20 protein-coding genes and 1 pseudogene are annotated in these 20,593 nt (G+C 58.7%); 15 read left to right on the top strand and 6 right to left on the bottom strand.

Going from position 1 to position 20,593, the window contains the following annotated elements:
- Positions 1–40: 40 nt before the first annotated feature.
- From odhB to AC1D19_RS04170, 7 genes and pseudogenes are all read left to right on the top strand, one after another.
- Positions 41–1,258 carry a 2-oxoglutarate dehydrogenase complex dihydrolipoyllysine-residue succinyltransferase gene (odhB, locus tag AC1D19_RS04200; RefSeq protein ID WP_477755728.1) on the top strand — a complete coding sequence of 406 codons (1,218 nt, stop codon included), beginning with the start codon at positions 41–43 and terminating at the stop codon, positions 1,256–1,258.
- A 97-nt stretch (positions 1,259–1,355) separates the two neighbouring features.
- Entirely contained in the window at positions 1,356–2,792 is a 1,437-nt protein-coding gene (lpdA, locus tag AC1D19_RS04195) for a dihydrolipoyl dehydrogenase (RefSeq protein WP_477762478.1), read from the top strand.
- Between the two features lie 198 nt (positions 2,793–2,990).
- Positions 2,991–4,157, top strand: coding sequence for an ADP-forming succinate--CoA ligase subunit beta (sucC, locus tag AC1D19_RS04190; RefSeq protein WP_007919879.1), 1,167 nt, complete (start codon positions 2,991–2,993; stop codon positions 4,155–4,157).
- Complete coding sequence (sucD, locus tag AC1D19_RS04185; protein WP_007919877.1) at positions 4,157–5,038, top strand: succinate--CoA ligase subunit alpha; 882 nt, start codon at positions 4,157–4,159, stop codon at positions 5,036–5,038. Before sucC ends, sucD begins: the two co-directional genes overlap by 1 nt.
- Positions 5,039–5,426: 388 nt before the next feature.
- A complete protein-coding gene (gene brnQ / locus AC1D19_RS04180) occupies positions 5,427–6,740 on the top strand; it encodes a branched-chain amino acid transport system II carrier protein (RefSeq protein WP_477755726.1) in 1,314 nt (437 codons plus the stop codon).
- A gap of 265 nt (positions 6,741–7,005) precedes the next feature.
- Positions 7,006–7,743: a DUF599 domain-containing protein gene (locus AC1D19_RS04175; RefSeq protein ID WP_477760055.1), complete on the top strand. Its 738-nt coding sequence runs from the start codon at positions 7,006–7,008 to the stop codon at positions 7,741–7,743.
- 56 nt (positions 7,744–7,799) lie between these two features.
- Positions 7,800–7,880, top strand: a pseudogene (locus AC1D19_RS04170) (MAPEG family protein); the annotation flags it as partial.
- A 66-nt stretch (positions 7,881–7,946) separates the two neighbouring features.
- On the opposite strand, the gene AC1D19_RS04165 reads toward AC1D19_RS04170, so the two are convergent.
- A complete protein-coding gene (locus AC1D19_RS04165; protein ID WP_477762477.1) occupies positions 7,947–8,207 on the bottom strand; it encodes a hypothetical protein in 261 nt (86 codons plus the stop codon).
- Positions 8,208–8,365: 158 nt separating this feature from the next.
- Between AC1D19_RS04165 and AC1D19_RS04160 the strand changes: the two genes are divergently transcribed.
- From AC1D19_RS04160 to AC1D19_RS04145, 4 genes are all read left to right on the top strand, one after another.
- Positions 8,366–8,842 (top strand): PaaI family thioesterase, encoded by a 477-nt coding sequence (locus AC1D19_RS04160; RefSeq protein WP_477762476.1) that lies wholly within the window; start codon positions 8,366–8,368, stop codon positions 8,840–8,842.
- On the top strand, positions 8,839–9,291 hold the full coding sequence (locus AC1D19_RS04155) for a PaaI family thioesterase (RefSeq protein ID WP_110659453.1): 453 nt from the start codon (positions 8,839–8,841) through the stop codon (positions 9,289–9,291). Before AC1D19_RS04160 ends, AC1D19_RS04155 begins: the two co-directional genes overlap by 4 nt.
- An 81-nt stretch (positions 9,292–9,372) precedes the next feature.
- A complete protein-coding gene (gene htpG, locus AC1D19_RS04150) occupies positions 9,373–11,277 on the top strand; it encodes a molecular chaperone HtpG (protein WP_477762475.1) in 1,905 nt (634 codons plus the stop codon).
- Positions 11,278–11,344: 67 nt separating this feature from the next.
- The gene (locus AC1D19_RS04145) at positions 11,345–12,073 is read left to right on the top strand and encodes a dienelactone hydrolase family protein (protein WP_477762474.1); all 729 of its coding nucleotides are present in this window, start codon (positions 11,345–11,347) and stop codon (positions 12,071–12,073) included.
- A gap of 169 nt (positions 12,074–12,242) precedes the next feature.
- On the opposite strand, the gene AC1D19_RS04140 is transcribed toward AC1D19_RS04145, so the two are convergent.
- The 5 genes from AC1D19_RS04140 to purM form a co-directional block, all read right to left on the bottom strand.
- Positions 12,243–13,103 carry a pirin family protein gene (locus tag AC1D19_RS04140; protein ID WP_477762473.1) on the bottom strand — a complete coding sequence of 287 codons (861 nt, stop codon included), beginning with the start codon at positions 13,101–13,103 and terminating at the stop codon, positions 12,243–12,245.
- Between the two features lie 62 nt (positions 13,104–13,165).
- Positions 13,166–13,582 carry an OsmC family protein gene (locus AC1D19_RS04135; RefSeq protein ID WP_477753349.1) on the bottom strand — a complete coding sequence of 139 codons (417 nt, stop codon included), beginning with the start codon at positions 13,580–13,582 and terminating at the stop codon, positions 13,166–13,168.
- Positions 13,583–13,724: 142 nt separating this feature from the next.
- Complete coding sequence (locus tag AC1D19_RS04130) at positions 13,725–14,438, bottom strand: DUF3108 domain-containing protein (RefSeq protein WP_477762472.1); 714 nt, start codon at positions 14,436–14,438, stop codon at positions 13,725–13,727.
- Between the two features lie 8 nt (positions 14,439–14,446).
- Entirely contained in the window at positions 14,447–15,097 is a 651-nt protein-coding gene (purN, locus tag AC1D19_RS04125) for a phosphoribosylglycinamide formyltransferase (protein ID WP_477762471.1), read from the bottom strand.
- Positions 15,097–16,155, bottom strand: coding sequence for a phosphoribosylformylglycinamidine cyclo-ligase (gene purM, locus AC1D19_RS04120; protein WP_057399405.1), 1,059 nt, complete (start codon positions 16,153–16,155; stop codon positions 15,097–15,099). Before purM ends, purN begins: the two co-directional genes overlap by 1 nt.
- Positions 16,156–16,542: 387 nt before the next feature.
- Here purM and AC1D19_RS04115 point away from each other — a divergent pair, with 387 nt between their 5' ends.
- The 4 genes from AC1D19_RS04115 to AC1D19_RS04100 all read left to right on the top strand — a co-directional run bounded on the left by AC1D19_RS04115 (position 16,543) and on the right by AC1D19_RS04100 (position 20,495).
- Positions 16,543–17,595 (top strand): DUF2066 domain-containing protein, encoded by a 1,053-nt coding sequence (locus tag AC1D19_RS04115; protein WP_477762470.1) that lies wholly within the window; start codon positions 16,543–16,545, stop codon positions 17,593–17,595.
- Between the two features lie 36 nt (positions 17,596–17,631).
- Positions 17,632–18,705 carry an AI-2E family transporter gene (locus AC1D19_RS04110; RefSeq protein WP_477753345.1) on the top strand — a complete coding sequence of 358 codons (1,074 nt, stop codon included), beginning with the start codon at positions 17,632–17,634 and terminating at the stop codon, positions 18,703–18,705.
- A 230-nt stretch (positions 18,706–18,935) separates the two neighbouring features.
- Complete coding sequence (gene hda / locus AC1D19_RS04105) at positions 18,936–19,640, top strand: DnaA regulatory inactivator Hda (RefSeq protein ID WP_007898944.1); 705 nt, start codon at positions 18,936–18,938, stop codon at positions 19,638–19,640.
- Positions 19,641–19,862: 222 nt separating this feature from the next.
- Positions 19,863–20,495, top strand: coding sequence for a C40 family peptidase (locus AC1D19_RS04100; protein ID WP_477753344.1), 633 nt, complete (start codon positions 19,863–19,865; stop codon positions 20,493–20,495).
- Positions 20,496–20,593 lie beyond the last annotated feature (98 nt).

The following is a 20,593-nucleotide window of genomic DNA, read 5'->3' as shown; positions in this document are numbered from 1 at the left end:
CCTTCGCGCACCTGAAACCGAATTTAAGGAACCACAGATAATGGCTATCGAGATCAAAGCCCCCACTTTCCCGGAATCGGTTGCCGATGGCACCGTTGCCACCTGGCACAAACAACCGGGCGACGCGGTCAAGCGCGACGAACTGATCGTCGACATCGAAACCGACAAAGTCGTGCTGGAAGTGCTGGCTACCGCTGACGGCGTGCTGGGCGCTATCGTCAAGAACGAAGGCGATACCGTTCTGTCTGACGAAGTGCTGGGCTCCATCCAGGCTGGCGGTGCTGCTGCTCCAGCTGCTGCCGCTGCTCCGGCTGCTGCCCAGGCTGCTGCTCCAGCTGCCGAAGGCGAAGACGATCCTGTTGCTGCTCCAGCTGCCCGCAAGCTGGCTGAAGAGAACGGCATCAACATCGCTTCCGTTGCCGGCACCGGCAAAGGCGGTCGCGTGACCAAGGAAGACGTGGTTGCAGCCGTTGCTGCCAAGAAAGCCGCTCCGGCTGCCGCGCCTGCCAAGGCTGCTGCACCTGCCGCTGCTGCTCCGGTGTTCGCTGCTGGCGAGCGCATCGAAAAGCGCGTACCGATGACCCGTGTGCGGGCCACCGTTGCCAAGCGCCTGGTTGAAGCTCAGTCGAACATGGCGATGCTGACCACGTTCAACGAAGTCGACATGACCGAAGTCATGGCGTTGCGTTCGAAGTACAAGGATCTGTTCGAGAAGTCCCACAACGGCGTACGCCTGGGCTTCATGTCGTTCTTCGTGAAAGCAGCTACCGAAGCGCTGAAGCGCTTCCCGGCTGTCAACGCGTCGATCGACGGCGGCGACATCGTTTACCACGGCTACGCTGACGTCGGCGTTGCAGTTTCCAGCGATCGCGGCCTGGTTGTACCGGTTCTGCGTAACGCCGAACTGATGAGCCTGGCTGAAATCGAAGGCGGCATCGCCACCTTCGGCAAGAAAGCCCGCGACGGCAAACTGTCGATGGACGAAATGACCGGTGGTACTTTCACCATCACCAACGGTGGTACTTTCGGTTCGATGATGTCGACTCCGATCGTCAACCCGCCACAAGCCGCCATTCTGGGCATGCACAACATCATCCAGCGTCCTATGGCCATCAACGGTCAGGTCGTTATCCGTCCGATGATGTACCTGGCACTGTCCTACGATCACCGTCTGATCGATGGCAAAGAAGCTGTGACCTTCCTGGTGACCATCAAGAACCTGCTGGAAGATCCGGCTCGTCTGTTGCTGGATATCTGATCGAAGCAGCCATGAGCTGCAAGTCGAGCTGTCGGAAAACCCGCAGCCTGGCTTGCCGCTCGCGGCTTGAAGCTTTTCGCTAAAGAGGATTTTTTGAATGTCGCAGAAATTTGACGTAGTAGTGATCGGTGCGGGCCCTGGCGGTTACGTGGCTGCCATCAAGGCCGCGCAGCTTGGTCTTTCGACGGCCTGCATCGAGAAGTACACCGACAAGGAAGGCAAACTGGCTCTGGGCGGTACTTGCCTGAACGTCGGCTGCATTCCATCCAAGGCCCTGCTGGACAGCTCCTGGAAGTACAAGGAAGCCAAAGAAGGCTTCGCGATCCACGGTATCAACCACGCTGGCGTGACCATGGACGTGCCAGCAATGGTCGGCCGCAAGGCCACCATCGTCAAAGGCCTGACTTCCGGTGTCGCCACCCTGTTCAAAGCCAACGGTGTGACATCCATTGAAGGTCACGGCAAGCTGCTGGCCGGCAAGCAAGTTGAAGTCACCAAGCCGGACGGCTCGGTAGAAGTCATCCAGGCCGAGAACGTGATCCTGGCTCCAGGCTCGCGTCCGATCGACATTCCGCCGGCTCCGGTCGACCAGAATGTGATCGTCGATTCGACTGGCGCCCTGGAATTCCAAACCGTTCCAAAACGTCTGGGCGTGATCGGCGCTGGCGTGATCGGTCTGGAACTGGGTTCGGTCTGGTCGCGTCTGGGTGCAGAAGTGACTGTCCTGGAAGCCCTGGACACCTTCCTGATGGCCGCTGACGCCGCCGTTTCCAAGGAAGCGCTGAAAACCCTGACCAAACAGGGTCTGGACATCAAGCTGGGCGCTCGCGTCACCGGTTCCAAAGTGAACGGCGACGAAGTCGTGGTGAACTACACCGATTCCAACGGCGAACAGAACATCACTTTCGACAAGCTGATCGTAGCCGTTGGTCGCCGTCCGGTGACCACTGATCTGCTGGCTGCCGACTGCGGCGTGACCCTGGACGAGCGCGGTTTCGTGCACGTTGACGATCACTGCGCCACCACCGTACCGGGCGTTTACGCCATCGGCGACGTGGTTCGCGGCATGATGCTGGCGCACAAGGCCTCGGAAGAGGGCATCATGGTTGTCGAGCGCATCAAGGGCCACAAGGCCCAGATGAACTATGACCTGATCCCTTCGGTTATTTATACTCACCCGGAAATCGCGTGGGTTGGTAAAACCGAGCAGGCCTTGAAAGCTGAAGGCGTTGAAGTTAACGTCGGCACCTTCCCGTTCGCAGCCTCTGGCCGTGCCATGGCTGCCAACGACACCGGTGGTTTCGTCAAGGTCATCGCAGATGCCAAGACAGACCGCGTACTGGGCGTCCACGTGATTGGCCCAAGCGCTGCAGAACTGGTTCAGCAGGGCGCGATCGGTATGGAATTCGGCACCAGCGCTGAAGACCTGGGCATGATGGTTTTCTCCCATCCGACCCTGTCTGAAGCCTTGCACGAAGCTGCTTTGGCAGTGAATGGCGGCGCCATCCACATCGCCAACCGCAAGAAGCGTTAATAGATAATAAGAAACCACGGCGGTTTGGCCCGTCGTGAGCCTTGCATGCAAGACTCACCGCGGAATATCCGCTGGACGCAGTCTTGCATAGCTGCACCGGGTATCCGGAAAGGCTATGCAAGCAGCAGTCACAGGTGGTGCGGCACTTGAATGAGTGCAGCACCGAATGCGCAGTACCTAACGAAGACGGTAATAAGCATGAATCTTCACGAGTATCAGGGTAAGCAGCTGTTCGCTGAGTACGGCCTGCCAGTTTCCACCGGTTACGCGGTAGACACCCCGGAAGCAGCAGCAGAAGCTTGCGACAAAATCGGCGGCAGCGAGTGGGTTGTCAAAGCCCAGGTCCACGCCGGTGGTCGCGGTAAAGCGGGCGGCGTAAAGCTGGTTCGCAGCAAAGAAGACGCCAAAGCCTTCGCACAGCAGTGGCTGGGCAAGCGTCTGGTGACTTACCAGACTGACGCCAATGGTCAGCCAGTCACCAAGATCCTGGTTGAATCGTGCACTGATATCGCTAAAGAGCTGTACCTGGGCGCTGTCGTTGATCGTTCGAGCCGTCGTATCGTGTTCATGGCTTCCACCGAAGGTGGCGTGGACATCGAGAAAATCGCTCACGACACTCCAGAAAAAATTCTGAAAGCCACTATCGATCCACTGGTTGGCGCTCAGCCATTCCAGGGTCGCGAGCTGGCATTCCAGTTGGGTCTGGAAGGCAAGCAAGTTGCCCAGTTCGCCAAGATCTTCGTAGGTCTGGCCAAACTGTTCAAGGATCACGACCTGGCCCTGCTGGAAGTGAACCCGCTGGTGATCAAGGCTGACGGCGATCTGCACTGCCTCGATGCCAAGATCAACATCGACGCCAACGCCATGTACCGTCAGCCTAAGCTGAAGACTTTCCACGATCCGTCGCAGGACGATCCGCGCGAAGCGCACGCTGCCAAGTTCGAACTGAACTACGTAGCGCTGGAAGGCAACATCGGTTGCATGGTCAACGGTGCTGGCCTGGCCATGGGTACCATGGACATCGTCAACCTGCATGGCGGCAAGCCAGCCAACTTCCTCGACGTGGGCGGCGGTGCTACCAAGGAACGCGTTACCGAAGCGTTCAAGATCATCCTGTCCGACACTAACGTCGCTGCAGTACTGGTCAACATCTTCGGCGGCATCGTTCGTTGCGACATGATTGCCGAAGGCATCATCGGCGCTGTGAAAGAAGTCGGCGTGAAAATCCCGGTTGTTGTTCGCCTTGAAGGCAACAACGCTGAGCTGGGCGCTAAAGTACTGGCAGAAAGCGGTTTGAACATCATCGCTGCTACCAGCCTGACCGACGCTGCTCAACAAGTTGTCAAAGCTGCGGAGGGCAAATAATGAGCGTCCTGATCAATAAAGACACCAAAGTTATCTGCCAGGGTATTACCGGTTCGCAAGGTAGTTTCCACACCCAGCAAGCCATCGAATACGGCACCAAGATGGTTGGCGGCGTAACTCCAGGCAAAGGCGGCACCGAGCACCTGGGCCTGCCAGTGTTCAACACCGTGAAAGACGCTGTAGCTGCCACTGGCGCCACCGCCAGCGTGATCTACGTTCCGGCTCCTTTCTGCAAGGACTCGATCCTGGAAGCTGCCTTCGGCGGCATCAAACTGATCGTGTGCATCACCGAAGGCATTCCTACCCTGGACATGCTGGACGCTAAAGTTAAGTGTGACGAGCTGGGCGTAGTCCTGATCGGCCCTAACTGCCCAGGCGTGATCACCCCAGGCGAATGCAAGATCGGCATCATGCCAGGTCACATTCACTTGCCAGGCAAGGTCGGTATCGTTTCCCGTTCCGGCACCCTGACCTACGAAGCTGTCAAGCAGACTACTGATGCCGGTTTCGGTCAGTCGACTTGCGTCGGCATCGGTGGTGACCCGATCCCGGGTTCGAACTTCATCGACATCCTGAAGCTGTTCCAGGAAGACCCGAAGACCGAAGCGATCGTGATGATCGGTGAGATCGGCGGTTCGGCTGAAGAAGAAGCGGCTGCCTACATCAAGGCACACGTGACCAAGCCGGTTGTTTCCTACATCGCTGGTGTGACTGCTCCTCCGGGCAAGCGCATGGGCCATGCTGGCGCAATCATCTCTGGCGGCAAAGGCACTGCAGACGAGAAATTCGCTGCTCTGCAAGACGCAGGCGTTAAAACCGTGCGTTCGCTGGCAGACATCGGCAAGGCCCTGGCCGAGCTGACTGGTTGGGCTGTCAAGTAAGCCTCGCGCTTGGCTGACGCTTCACCAGACAAAGGCCACCTTCGGGTGGCCTTTGTCATTCTTGAAGATCAAAAGATCGTCCGAACGCGGCCCGAGCCTGCGGCAGCTCCTACATGAGATCACTTTTCCCTGTAGGAGCTGCCGCAGGCTGCGATCTTTTGATCTTTTAATATGTAAACGCGACATGGAAATGTCGTGTATCGGATAGTTCGCCCTCAATCAGTGCGTTTATCGGCCGAATTCGTTAGTCTACGCGCCATTTTTGCGTCTGCGGCCCACAAGGCAGCAACGCGCTAAAAGGGTTGGTCTCATACGGACCGACAGCATTTCCCTCACCCATAGGGAAATCCCTCTCTAAATTCCGATTCAGTAGTGTGGTATTTCCTTAATGAAAGTGTTGAAAGGCCAGGACATCCTGGCACTTGGTTTTATGACGTTTGCCCTGTTCGTCGGGGCTGGCAACATCATCTTCCCGCCTATCGTCGGTTTGCAGTCCGGACCTAATGTCTGGATGGCGGCGCTGGGCTTTCTGGTCACCGCGGTTGGTCTGCCGGTGATCACCGTTGTGGCGCTGGCCAAGGTCGGCGGTGCAATGGATGCCTTGAGCAGCCCGATCGGTAAAGTCGCCGGTGGCCTGCTGGCGGCTGCGTGCTACCTCGCTGTTGGCCCGCTGTTCGCGACGCCACGTACCGCCACGGTATCGTTCGAAGTGGGCCTGGCGCCGCTGACCGGCGAGAGCCCGCTGGCGTTGTTCCTGTACAGTTCGGTTTACTTCCTGCTGGTGTTCTTCATCTCGCTGTATCCGGGCCGTCTGCTGGATACCGTAGGGCGCTTTCTCGCGCCGCTGAAGATCATCGCCTTGGCCGTGCTGGGCATTGCAGCATTCGCCTTGCCGGCCGGTGACATTGGCCAAGCCACGCCTGAATACGTGGCGGCGCCGTTTTCCCAAGGCTTCATCAATGGTTACCTGACCATGGATACCCTGGGCGCCCTGGTGTTCGGCATCGTCATCGTCAACGCCATCCGCTCCCGCGGCGTCGAGTCGCCTGCACTGATCACCCGTTACGCGATCATTGCCGGTCTGATTGCCGGTGTGGGTCTGGCGCTGGTTTACGTCAGCCTGTTCCGTCTGGGTTCGGGCAGCCATGAAGTGGCCGCTGGCGCTAGCAATGGCGCGGCGGTATTGCATGCTTACGTGCAGCACACCTTCGGTTCGCTGGGTAGTGGTTTCCTTGCCGTGCTGATCTCACTGGCGTGCCTGGTGACCGCGGTCGGCCTGACCTGTGCCTGCGCCGAGTACTTCAGCCGTGTACTGCCACTGTCCTACAAGACGCTGGTCATCATCCTTGCTGCATTCTCCCTGCTGGTGTCCAACCTGGGCCTCACCAAGCTGATTGCGTTCTCGATCCCGGTACTGACCGCGATCTACCCGCCATGTATCGTTCTGGTGGCGTTGAGCTTCTGCAAGGACTTCTGGCATGAGCAGGGTCGTATCCTCGGCCCGGTCATGCTGGTGTCGTTCATCTTCGGCCTGATCGACGCCCTCAAGGGGGCAGGCCTGGCGGACTGGATGCCGACGCAAATGGCCCACCTGCCGCTGAGCGAGCAGGGTCTGGCCTGGCTGGTGCCGTCGGTGATGACACTGGTGGTCGCGGTAGTTTGCGATCGTCTGCTGGGCAAGCGCGCCGAAGCCTTGGCTTAAGTCGTTTCACGACCCGCCACAAGCGGGTTCTGAGCAGAAACAGAAATGCCCCGTATCAATCGATACGGGGCATTTTTTATGGGCATCAGGCAGTGTCTTTTTCCCTGCGCTAACGTCGAAGGGTTGCCAAAATCTTATGTGGGAGCGAGCCTGCTCGCGATAGTGGTTTTACATTCAATGGAAATGTTGATTGAACTACCGCTTTCGCGAGCAGGCTCGCTCCCACAAGGTTTCAGTGTTCCGTTACTACTTCACAAGGACCTGCATGTCGTTCATCCAAGCCAACCTGATCCACATTCTTGCCGCTATCTGGTTCGTTATCTGCTGGGGCGGTTACACCCGCTATGCCACATGGAAGGGCCGTGATACGGCGTGCCTGGCCAGTGTTCTGCACCTTTATCGCGAAGACTGGATGCGCCGCATGCTGCTGCGCGACAACCGCATCGCCGATGCCAGCGTGATCGGCAACCTGGAGCGCAATGCTTCGTTCTTCGCCTCCAGCACGCTGATTATCCTGGCGGGTATTCTCACGGTGCTCGGGGCTTCCGAGCGGGCGGTTTCGTTGCTGGCAGATATCCCGATGGTGCAACAGGCGTCCCAAGGCATGTCGGAAATCAAGTTGCTGTGCCTGGCGCTGGTGTTTGTCTATGCGTTCTTTACCTTTAGCTGGTGCATGCGTCAGTACAACTTCGCGGCCATCCTGGTGGGCTCGGCACCCATGGTCGGTGAGCGTCATGTCTCGGAGCAGGAGCGTAAAGCCTTTGCGAGTCGGGCAGCCCGCGTTATCTCCATGGCCGCCAACCAGTTCAACTTCGGGTTGCGTTCATACTACTTCGGCATGACCATGCTGGCCTGGTTCGTTAGTCCATGGCTGTTCATGTTGATGAGTGCCGGTGTGGTGTTCGTATTGTATCGCCGCGAGTTTCACTCCGACGTTCTCGACGTGATGGTCTATACCCCTACAGAGGCGCCCTTGCCCGAGGTGAATAAAGAGGCGGCCTGATCGGGTACCCGCGTGCTGGCTATCCAGTGTGTTACTGGAAGGATCTGGCTCGGTAGCGCAGTCCGGTTTGGCTGGTGGGATTAATCTGTTCGCTGTTGTTGATGATTAGTCCAACCTTTCGAACGATTTTGCTCTAACCACTTTTTTCAAGGCAAAAAAAACCCGCACTTGGCGGGTTTTCTTATGCCACTCTAAAAACCGTATTAGTTCTTAGGTGCTTCCGGAGCAGCCGGAGCAGCCGGAGCGGCCGGAGCGGCCGGAGCAGCCGGAGCAGCCTGATCTTTGGCGGCTTCGGCGTTTTCTTTCGCCGCGTCGTTCACTTTATCCTGAGCTTCGTTCATTTTTTGCTGGGCTTGCTCAGCATGTTGGTTAGCATCTTGAGCTTTGTCCTCGGATTTTTTATCGCAGGCAGCGAGACCGAGGGAAGCGGTCAACATCAAGGCAATAGCTAAAGTCTTACGCATGGGGTGTTTCTCCTGATGAAAAGCATCTACTGGCATTAAGAGCCCAGGCATCAGGGTTAAGTTCCTTAAGTCTTTCAGATATATAAGTTTGTTCTAGTGCGGAACTTTTACCCGGACCGCCACCGCACAGTACGGACATAAACAAGAGTTTTTATCAAATGGCCGAAAACCCCGTTTTTGAGCGTGCGATGCGCTTTCTGTCGGCGCTGCGACATTGTCAGGTACTTGGACTAAACGTTCACAGCGCCAGCAGCGAAGGGCTGACGATTATGCTGCCGTACAGCCCGCAGATCGTCGGCAATCCGGAAACCGGCGTGATTCATGGCGGGGCGCTGACCTCGCTGATGGACACCGCCTGTGGCATGGCGACGCTCTGCGTGCTCCCGGAATTCGAGGTCTGCCCGACCCTCGACCTGCGCATCGACTACATGCACGCCGCCGAGCCACATAAAGATGTCTACGGCTTTGCCCAGTGTTATCGGGTCACCACCGATGTGATTTTTGCCCGTGGCTTCGCCTATCAGGATGACCCTGGGCAACCGATTGCCCATGTGATGGGCACTTTCATGCGCATGGGCAAGGGCATCAAGGGCACCAAGGGCTTTGGTGGCGCGGTTGCCGGAGGTGCGCAATGAGCGAGTCGCTGAAGGACCAATTGCAAAAGGCCCACGAGCAGGGCGATTACGCCTCGCTGCTGGATTTGATTCCCTATGCCCGGCTGATCGGCGTCGAATGTTCACGGGTGGGAGATGAGTTGCTGTTCAAGCTGCCAGCGAACAAGGACAACATCGGTAACCCTTTGTTGCCGGCGATTCATGGCGGTGTGATCGCCGGTTTCATGGAGTTGGCCGCGGCGCTGCACCTGTTGGTGTTTACCGGATCGCCCGGGGTACCGAAGATCATCGACTTCTCCCTGGATTACCTGCGAGCCGGGCAGTTTCGCGATACCTGGGCCCGATGCCAGGTCTGGCGCCAGGGTCGCCGGGTCGCCAATGTGGCGATTACCGCCTGGCAAAGCACCGAAGCCGAGCCCATTGCCACGGCCCGTGCACATTTCAAACTCGAAGAGCCCTTGAAATCCTGAACGGTGCCCCAAACTCTGAGGACAACCCGCCGTCGACCCTCAAGGTCGCGGCTTATGCCATCTGATTGGAGTTTGATGACCATGAGTGTGGAAACTCAAAAGGAAACCCTGGGCTTCCAGACCGAGGTAAAGCAGCTGCTGCACCTCATGATCCATTCGTTGTATTCCAACAAGGAAATTTTCCTTCGCGAATTGATCTCGAACGCCTCTGACGCTGTCGACAAATTACGTTTCGAAGCCCTGGCCAAGCCAGAGCTGCTGGAAGGTGGCGCCGAACTGAAAATCCGCGTGAGCTTCGACAAGGACGCTAAAACCGTCACCCTCGAAGACAACGGTATCGGCATGAGCCGCGAAGACGCGATCACCCACTTGGGTACCATCGCCAAGTCCGGCACCGCCGATTTCATGAAGCACCTGACCGGCGACCAGAAGAAAGACTCGCACCTGATCGGCCAATTCGGTGTCGGTTTCTACTCCGCATTCATCGTCGCTGACAAAGTCGATGTGTTCAGTCGTCGTGCCGGCAGCGCTGCCAGCGAAGGCGTGCACTGGTCGTCCAAGGGCGAAGGCGATTTCGAAGTCGCGACAATCGACAAGGCCGAACGCGGCACTCGCATCGTCCTGCACCTGAAATCCGGTGAAGACGAGTTCGCCGATGGCTGGCGTCTGCGCAATATCATCAAGAAGTACTCCGACCACATCGCCTTGCCGATCGAACTGCCGAAAGAAGTGGCCGCTGCCGAAGGTGAGGAGAAGCCAGTTGTTGAATGGGAAACCGTCAACCGCGCCAGCGCCCTGTGGACCCGTCCGCGTACCGAGATCAAGGACGAGGAATACCAGGAGTTCTACAAGCACATCGCTCACGACTTCGAAAACCCGCTGAGCTGGAGCCATAACAAGGTCGAAGGCAAGTTGGAATACAGCTCGCTGCTGTACGTGCCGGCCCGCGCTCCGTTCGATCTGTACCAGCGTGAAGCACCGAAAGGCCTGAAGCTGTACGTGCAGCGTGTGTTCGTCATGGATCAGGCCGAGTCCTTCCTGCCGCTGTACCTGCGCTTCATCAAAGGCGTGGTCGACTCTAACGACCTGTCGCTGAACGTGTCGCGGGAAATCCTGCAGAAAGACCCGATCATCGATTCCATGAAGTCGGCGCTGACCAAGCGCGTGCTCGACATGCTGGAAAAACTGGCGAAGAACGAGCCAGAGCAATACAAAGGCTTCTGGAAAAACTTCGGTCAGGTCATGAAAGAAGGCCCGGCAGAAGACTTCGCCAACAAAGAAAAAATCGCCGGTCTGCTGCGTTTCGCATCGACCCATGGCGACGATGGCGAACAGGTTGTTGGCCTGGTCGAGTACCTGGCGCGCGCCAAGGAAGGTCAGGACAAGATCTACTACCTGACCGGCGAAACCTACGCGCAGGTCAAAAACAGCCCGCACCTGGAAGTCTTCCGCAAGAAAGGCATCGAAGTGCTGCTGTTGACCGACCGCATCGACGAGTGGTTGATGAGCTACCTCAGCGACTTCGACGGCAAGAGCTTCGTCGACGTGGCGCGCGGTGACCTGGACCTGGGCAACCTGGACTCGGAAGAGGACAAGAAAGCCGCGGAAGAAGTCGCCAAGTCCAAAGAAGGTCTGGTCGAGCGTTTGAAGGCCGCGCTGGGTGAATCCGTTGCTGAAGTGCGGGTTTCCCACCGCCTGACCGATTCCCCGGCGATCCTGGCCATCGGCGAGCAGGACCTGGGCTTGCAGATGCGCCAGATCCTGGAAGCCAGCGGCCAGAAGGTTCCGGATTCGAAGCCGATCTTCGAATTCAACCCGGCGCACCCGCTGATCGAGAAGCTCGACAACGAGCAGAGTGACGAGCGCTTCGGCGACCTGTCGCACATCCTCTTCGATCAGGCGGCGCTGGCGGCCGGCGACAGTTTGAAAGATCCGGCGGCCTATGTGCGCCGTCTGAACAAGCTGTTGGTCGAACTATCGGCTTGATTGTGTTGTAGAAAAACCCGCTTCGGCGGGTTTTTTCATTCCGGTGCTATAACATCAGGAGTCAGAAATGAGCCAAATCACTGTACGTTCCGTTGCCTATCAGATTGACGGCCAGGCTTACGAAAGCCGTCTGGCCTTCGATGCCGACCATAAAGGCCCGCGCCCGGGCTTGTTGATGGCGCCGAACTGGATGGGCGTCGGCGCCGGTGCCGAGGAGATCGCCAAGTCGGTGGCGGCCAACGGCTACGTTGTGCTGGTCGCCGACCTTTACGGTCAATCGGTTCGTCCGACGAACAATGACGAGGCGGGCGCGGCGATGATGCCGTTGAAGAATGACCGTGCGTTGCTGCGCAAGCGCATGCAGGTGGCGTTCGAACAGCTGCAAAGCCAGGGTGAAGTGGCTGTCGATACTTCGAAACTGGCCACTTTCGGTTTCTGCTTCGGCGGTTGCTGCGCCCTGGAGTTTGCCCGTACCGGCGCGCCGGTGAAGGCCGCGGTATCGTTTCACGGCACGCTGGACACACCGAATCCGGTCGATGCGAAAAACATCAAGGGTAAGGTCCTGGTGCTGCACGGTGCTTCCGATCCATTGGTGCCGAAAGAGCAGTTGCCGGCGTTCGAAGATGAAATGAACGCGGCGGGTGTGGACTGGCAGTTGCTGAGCTATGGCGGTGCGTTCCACTCGTTCACCGACCCGCACGCCAAGGTGCCGGGCATGATGATGTATGACGCGAAGGTAGCTGCCCGGGCGTTCACGTCGATGCATAACTTGCTGGATGAAGTGTTCAAGGGCTGATCCGGATCCCTGTAGGAGCCGGCTTGCCGGCGAAGGCGATCTTGAGGACGCTTTCGCTGGCAAGCCAGCTCCTACAGTTGATCGAGTCGTTGGCAAATAATGTGTATGACGCAATTCCCTTGTAGGAGCCGGCTTGCCGGCGATGGCGGCCTGGCAGGCAATACAGTGCTTAAGGCAGCTCGATCCGCTCACTTTCCCCCGGCACCGTCGGCCAATCCCCGGCCGCCCAGCGTCGGCGTGCTTCATCAATCGCCGCCGGATCGCTCGCGACAAAGTTCCAGTTGATCCGCCGTGGTCCGTCCAGCGGAGCACCGCCAAACAACACGGCGTGACTGTCGCTTTCAGCAAACAGGGTCATCTCTTCCCCGGCAGGCAGTACCACCAGCGAATGCGGCTCCAGCGGCTCGCCACCCATTTGCACCTCGCCGCTCAACACATACAGCGCACGTTCTTCATGCTCGGTGGGGATCAGTAATGTCGTCGCCGTTTGCAGGTGCAGTTCCGCGTACAGCGTAGGAGAAAGCACCGGCACTGGTGATTCCAGGCAAAAGCCCGACCCGGCAATCATGCGGATCTTCACCCCCAGGTTTTCGCTGACCGGCAAAGTCGACGCCGGATGGTGACTGTAATGCCCCGGACCTTGCTCTTTGTCCTTGGGCGAAGCCAGCCAGATCTGCAAGCCGTGCATCGTGAAGCCGCTTTCTTTCAGGGCCTCAGGCGTGCGTTCGACGTGGGCGATGGCGCTACCGGCCGTCATCCAGCTGACATCGCCAGTCCCGACCACTTGATCGGAACCGAGGCTGTCCTTGTGCTGGATTTGCCCCTGGAACAAGTAGGTGAGGGTAGACAGGCCAATGTGCGGATGCTGGCGGATGTTCATGCCTTTGCCCGGCGGATAACGGGTTTCCAGCATGTGGTCGAAAAACACGAATGGCCCGACGTTGCGGCACTTGGCCGATGGCAACGGGCGGAGAATCGGCTGGCCTTCGACATCTTCGGTGCGGGGGCGGATCACGAGCGGAGTGTTCATGGTGCGTTCCAGGCTGAGCGGGTGATGCGTTCGAGCATAACCCGCTTGCGCAGCCCTTGCCGCTATTGGCTGAACGCGCCTTCGGACAAATGCGTTTCGATGCTCACTTCAGACGTGGTCATCAGCTTGTGGATCGGGCAGCGATCGGCCACGCGATGCAGTTCTTCACGCTGGGCGTCGGTGAGTACGCCCTTGAGGGTCAGTTTGACGTGCAGCGCGTATTGGCCTTTCTGTTCCTGACTGTTGTCGCGCTTGACCTCCACGCCGACACCGGTCAGCGGGATGTCCTTCTTCCTGGCATACAGCTTCAGGGTCAGGGCCTTGCAGGCGCCTAGCGCGGCATCGAAATAATCGTGCGGTTCCGGCGCAGAGCCATCACCGCCGGCCGTGACGGGCACGTCGGCGAAGAGTTCGTGGTCATCGATTTGTACGCTGTGGCGAAAACCTTCGGCGCAGACAGTGTTGACGGTGACAGTCATGGGAAACCTCGCAGGTATCAGAAAAACTCATTCGATCAAAAAAGACCTTGAAGGTATAGAACCATTGCGCTTGTCGGGTGTTCCAATTTTCGAACCCACAAAAAAGCCCCGCGATTGCGGGGCTTCATGGTACCGATCCGGATCAGCTGCCTTTGACAGTCTTGCCGTTGACCGTGCCGTCCAGGAGCATGATGTTGTACTCCTTGCCGTCGGTTTCGACCTGTTGCAGGCGGACCAGCAGGTAATCCCAGTCCTTGGCGAACCACATCACGGTGATGCGCTTGTTTTGTGTCGGGTCGCGTACTCGTTCAACCTTGATCGCATCGATCTTGCCGGCCTTGGTGTCGACTTTTTCAGTGCCCAGCACGCGGAAGTCATAGGTGTCGACTTCATTGCCGTCGACCACCTGATAGCTCATGCTTTTCTTGCCTGCGGCAACGTCTTGCTGCAAGGCCAACTGGTAGGTGGATTTGTCGAGCATGCCGCGGTTCAGGGCAACCTTGACCGCGTCGCCGCGATCGGTGCCGGTGATCACTTTGGTGTTCCAGTCGAAATCCAGATCCGATTTCTTGGCCTTGCCCAAACCGCCACGTTCAAAGTGGTACGACACTGGAAGAAGCGTGTCCTTGTCCGGGGTCAGGGTGCTTTCCTCGGACAGGCTGGCGATCATCATCGACGCCTTGAAACTGAGCTTCCATTTGCCGTCGCTGGTTTTTTCGAGGCTGCGCTCGGCAGTGCCGCTCATGGGCAGCTGTTTCCAGTCGGCGGTGTAGCTGGCGGAGAAGGGTTGAAGGTCCGCCGCCTGGGCGAAGGGCAAGGCGAGCAGAGCGCAAGCGAAGAGCAGGGCGCGACGCATAAAATCTCCTAGTTTCGAATCAAGTGGCCGCTGGCCGCGAGTAGCTGTCCATCCAGTAAAGCACCTTGCTCGTCGAGGGTCAGACGACCTTCGGCAAACCAGCGTACGGCCATCGGGTAGATCAGGTGTTCCTGAACATGGACCCGCTGCGCCAGACTCTGCGGCGAATCCTGTAACTCTACCGGTATTACAGCCTGTACGACCAGTGGTCCGCCATCGAGTTCCTCGGTGACGAAGTGCACGGAGCAGCCGTGCTCGGTGTCGCCGGCCTCCAGTGCGCGCTGATGAGTGTGTAACCCTTTGTATTTGGGTAGCAACGAAGGATGGATATTGAGCAGGCGACCCTGATAGTGGCGTACGAAGCCAGCGCTGAGAATGCGCATGAATCCGGCCAGTACCACGAGTTCGGGGTTGAAGGCGTCGATCAGTTCGATCAGCGCGGCGTCGAAGGCCTCGCGACCTTCGAAAGCCTTGTGATCCAGGGTGCGGGTATCGATACCCGCGTCCCTGGCGCGTTGCAGGCCGTAGGCGTCGGCGCGGTTGGAAATCACCGCAGCGATGCGGACCGGGCTGTCGCCGGTCCGCGTGCTGTCGATCAGGGCCTGCAAGTTACTGCCGGTGCCGGACAACAGCACCACCACATCACAGGTTTTAGGCATTAGTGTGCCTTAAGGTTCTTCAGTTCGACCTGAGCCGCGCCTTCGGCAGCGGTGGCGATCTGGCCGATGACCCAAGGCTGCTCGCCCGCTTCGCGCAGAACGTTCAGGGCGGCTTCAACGTGCTCCTGAGCCACGCAGATGACCATGCCCACGCCGCAGTTCAGCACGCGGTGCATTTCGTTCTCGTCAACGTTGCCTTTCTCTTGCAGCCAGTCGAACACTGCCGGGCGGTTCCAGCTGGCCACGTCAACCACGGCTTGCGCGCCTTTTGGCAGAACGCGCGGAATGTTGTCCAGCAGGCCGCCACCGGTGATGTGGGCCATGGCTTTGACAGCGCCGGTTTCCTTGATCAGCTTGAGCAGCGGCTTCACGTAGATACGGGTCGGGGCCATCAGCAGGTCGGTCAGCGGCTTGCCGTCGAGCTGGATGTTTTCGATGTCGGCGCCGGACACTTCGATGATCTTGCGGATCAGCGAGTAGCCGTTGGAGTGCGGGCCGGAAGACGGCAGGGCGAGCAGGGCATCGCCAGCAGCAACCTTGGAGCCGTCGATGATTTCGGATTTTTCCACGACGCCGACGCAGAAACCGGCCAGGTCGTAGTCTTCGCCTTCGTACATGCCCGGCATTTCAGCGGTTTCGCCGCCGACCAGGGAGCAACCCGACAGTTCGCAGCCAGCGCCGATACCGGTCACAACCTGGGCAGCGGTGTCGACGTTCAGTTTGCCAGTGGCGTAGTAGTCGAGGAAGAACAGCGGCTCGGCGCCACACACCACCAGGTCGTTGACGCACATGGCGACCAGGTCGATGCCGATGCTGTCGTGCTTGTTCAGGTTCAGGGCCAGGCGCAGCTTGGTGCCGACGCCGTCAGTACCGGAAACCAGCACCGGCTGCTTGTAGCCGGCCGGGATTTCGCAGAGGGCGCCGAAACCGCCCAGGCCGCCCATGACTTCCGGGCGCGCAGTGCGCTTGGCGACGCTCTTGATGCGTTCGACCAATGCTTCACCGGCGTCGATGTCTACACCGGCGTCCTTGTAGCTCAGGGAGGGTTGCTTGCTCATGATCCAGGCCTTTAGGGGGGGGATTTCTGGGTAACGACCGAGTCCGTCGGGAGCGCCGAAACTGCGTAGGCGAGAACCATGCGCGCTATTCGGACACTACCCGGCTGTTGCCGGTCTGCGAAGGCGCGCGATTTTATCAGGCTTGAGCCGCAGCGGCCATCCTCAGGCCGACAGCAGGGCCATATCCGTTCAAAAAAAACCGTTGATGCGCGGTGTCGGTGGCATCCTGCATGGCTGTATAAGGTATCGCGATTAACCGTCTATCGTTATGACAGTGCGAAAACTTACCCGGAACGTGTGAATGTTTTGCGTCGGGCAACGGTCACAGTCTTGCTCGATCGTCTTCATGCGGTCTGTTCCAGCCGCTCTTGTCGTCAGGAATCTTCCATGCGTTTTTGTAAATTCTTGCTTGTGAGTTGTTTGTCAGTAGTCAGCCTGGTCAGTCACGCCGAAACTGTCAAAGGCCTTTACCAGGTGCGCGAGCCGGTGAATGGCCAATCGCCCGAGGAGCGCGACCAGGCGACCCAGCGTGCGTTGGACACCTTGGTGTTGCGCCTGACCGGCGACCCCAAGGCCGCTCAAAGTCCAGGGCTGGCAGCGATTCGCAAAGACCCGCAACAGATCATCAGCCAATACGGCTTTGAGGCGGGGCCGCCGGAAGTCCTGAAAGTCGATTTCGATCCGGGCACCACCGAGCAGGCCTTGCGCCGCGCCGGCCTGGCGATGTGGGGGGGCAATCGGCCGTCGATCCTCGGCTGGTGGTTGAATGACTCCACCGAGGGTTCAAGCCTGGTGGGCGACGGTCAGGCCAGCGCGGCGCCGCTGCGTCGGGCGGCCCAGCACCGTGGCTTGCCATTGCGCTTGCCGTTGGCGGACTTGAATGAGCAGATCGTCGCGACCGCGCCGAATCTGGAGGGCGCAGATCCCGCGCCTTTGCAAGCGGCATCGGAACGCTACAACGCCGACGCCCTGCTCGCGGTACACGCCAAGGAAGAGGGCGGGCAGTGGCAAGCCAAGTGGCAATTGTGGCTGGGGGATAAAAAAGAGGCGGGTAGCGTGCAAGGCGCCGATCAGGCCGCCGTGGCCGATGCGGTGATGCTGGCGGTCAACGAGCGCCTGGCGCCGCGGTTTGTTGCCAAGGCCGGTGCTTCGAGTGAGCAATTGCTGGAGGTGCAAGGCATGAATCTTGAGCACTACGCGTCCCTTGGGCGCTTGCTGGAGCCATTTGGCGGGCGTGTGCAAAGTGTCGACGGCGACCGGATTGTCTATAGGGTCAATGGCAGCGCCGATCAGCTGCGTGCACAACTGTCGCTGGCGAGGCTGCAGGAAGCGCCTGCGGGTCAGGCACCGGCCCCGGCAGTGCCGGTTCAGCCTGCCGCCGGTGGTGCGGTGCCTGCCCCAGCGCCAGCCCCGACACCACAACTGCGTTATCGCTGGTAGTTTTTCTTTCTTTATATAGAAGCAATGGAGTGGTTCATGGCCGATACGCGGCGTTGGTTCTGGCTCGGTGGGGTGGTCCTGCTTTGTGCGTTTGTCTGGTTGTTGCATCCGATCCTGACGCCATTCCTGGTGGCGCTGCTGTTGGCCTACCTGTTCGACCCGCTGGTGGATCGGCTGGAGAAGGCAGGCCTGTCTCGAACCTGGGGCGTCGTGGCGGTGTTTGCCCTGTTTACATTGATCTTCACCGCGCTGCTGCTGGTATTGGTGCCGTTGCTCGCCAGGCAGTTGTTTCGTTTGTATGAGCTGGCCCCGCAGATGCTCGACTGGCTACAGCACACGGCGTTGCCCTGGGCGCAATCGAAGTTTGGCTTGTCGGAAGGTTTCTGGAAGTTCGACAAGCTCAAGGCCGCCATCAGCGAGCATATGAGCCAAACCACCGATATTGTCGGCGTGGTGCTGAGTCATGCCACTGCCTCGGGGTTGGCGTTGATTGGCTGGCTGGCGAATCTGGTGTTGATTCCGGTGGTGAGCTTCTACTTGTTGCGGGATTGGGACCTGATGATGGCCAAGATCCGCAGCCTGCTGCCCCGTGATCGTGAAGCGCGCGCGGTATCCCTGGCGGGTGAATGCCATGAAGTGCTCGGCGCGTTCGTTCGCGGACAGTTGCTGGTGATGGTGGCCTTGGGTGTGATCTACGCAGCGGGCCTGATGCTGGTCGGGCTGGAACTGGGCTTGTTGATTGGCCTGATTGCCGGTCTGGCAGCGATCGTGCCGTACATGGGGTTTATCATCGGCATTGGCGCGGCGCTGCTTGCGGGGTTGTTCCAGTTCGGTGGTGATCTTTATCCGATGCTCGGCATTGTCGCGGTGTTCATGGTCGGCCAGGCGCTGGAGGGTATGGTGCTGACGCCGTTGCTGGTTGGTGACCGGATTGGCCTGCACCCGGTGGCGGTGATTTTCTCGATTCTGGCCGGTGGTGAGCTGTTTGGCTTTACCGGTGTGCTATTGGCATTGCCGGTCGCGGCGGTGATCATGGTGCTGGTGCGTCATGTGCATGATTTGTATAAGGATTCTGAAATCTACGGGAGTGTCGACGAGCCGGAGTGGTAAGGGGCGTCGATGGTTGATGGCGGGTTGCCCGGGTTCATGCCGGATCAGCCTGCTTGCATCGCGCGACTGTCACATGCACCGCCAAAGAAACTGTCATAAAACCGGTGCATTAACGCAAACCTTTGATTTTGCTTGTTGTCTGTCGCATTGTGCGACCCGGCTCACGGGTATAAACTTCGCAAACTTTACACAGAGGCCACTAACGGTTCCTTTGGAACTGTTCAGTCAGGATGAAACCGATTCAGCTGCCCCTAGGTGTGCGTCTGCGTGACGACGCCACCTTTATCAATTACTACCCAGGCGCCAATGCCGCTGCACTCGGCTATGTCGAGCGGCTGTGCGAAGCCGACGCCGGCTGGACCGAGAGCCTGATATACCTTTGGGGCAAGGATGGGGTCGGGCGTACGCATCTGTTGCAGGCCGCCTGCCTGCGCTTCGAGCAATTGGGGGAACCTGCGGTCTATCTGCCGCTGGCCGAGTTGCTCGATCGCGGTATTGAAATTCTCGACAACCTTGAGCAGTACGAGCTGGTCTGTCTCGATGACCTGCAGGCGGTTGCCGGCAAGGCGGACTGGGAAGAGGCGCTGTTCCATCTGTTCAATCGTTTGCGCGACAGTGGTCGACGCTTGCTGATTGCCGCGTCGACATCCCCCCGTGAGTTGCCGGTGAAGCTGGCGGATCTCAAATCGCGCCTGACCCTGGCCTTGATCTTCCAGATGCGCCCGCTGTCCGATGAGGACAAATTGCGTGCCCTGCAATTGCGCGCATCCCGTCGCGGGCTGCATCTGACCGATGAAGTCGGGCATTTCATTTTGACTCGCGGTACCCGCAGCATGAGTGCGCTGTTCGAGCTGCTCGAGCGTCTCGATCAGGCCTCCCTCCAGGCTCAGCGCAAGCTGACAATCCCGTTTTTGAAAGAAACCCTCGGCTGGTAAACCCGCTGAATCCGGGGCTTTTAGCCAGTTCGGCGAATTACAGGCACCAGAAACCCAGCTTTCCTGCCCGGTTGCAGGCTGCGCGTATGTTTAAAATGGGCTTAAGCGCTTAGATGTAAACGAGAAACGGATAAGTCACAAAAAGATCGATTGAATTTGCAAATGAGGATGATAGCGGGCATAGTCTCGGCTTCTTTACAACTATCAGCCACGGTCGTGCCCATGCTAAATCGCTTCGCACCCCTCGTGCCTCTCGCACTCGTTACCCTGTTGTTCGGTTGCGCTGCCCACACTCCGGTGTCCCAGCAAGCCCCGCAGCAACAGGTTCAAAACTCCGTTACTGCCCAGTCTTCCGCTTTCTTTCAGGAAGAGCTGGCGACCGAAAAAGAACTCGCAGACTTCGCTGGCGGCAAGTCCTACCAGCTTCCGGTCCTGGCCGACAGCATCCTCGAACGTGGCATGTCCCTGATCGGTACCCGTTACCGTTTCGGCGGTACTTCTGAAGCCGGCTTCGATTGCAGCGGTTTCATCGGTTACCTGTTCCGCGAAGAAGCGGGCATGAACCTGCCACGCTCCACCCGCGAAATGATCAACGTGGACGCTCCGCTGGTCTCGCGCAGCAAGCTTGAGCCGGGCGACCTGCTGTTCTTCGCAACCAACGGTCGTCGCGGTCGCGTCAGTCACGCCGGGATCTACCTGGGTGACAACCAGTTCATCCACTCCAGCAGCCGCCGTAGCGGTGGTGTGCGGATCGATAGCCTGGGTGACAGCTACTGGAGCAAGACCTTCATCGAAGCCAAGCGCGCCCTGGCGATGGCACCGAATGCGTCGCCAATCGTCACTGCACGTAAATAAGCGGACAATTTGTAAGGCGAACTTAAAGTCTTACTTGAAGTTTGCCATATAACCGCTAGAATCCTGATATATGAATGATGGCAAACCGCCTGCGTCAC

It is taken from the genome of Pseudomonas sp. P1_C12 (assembly GCF_056406435.1).
This window is presented reverse-complemented; position numbering and strand designations above follow the sequence as displayed.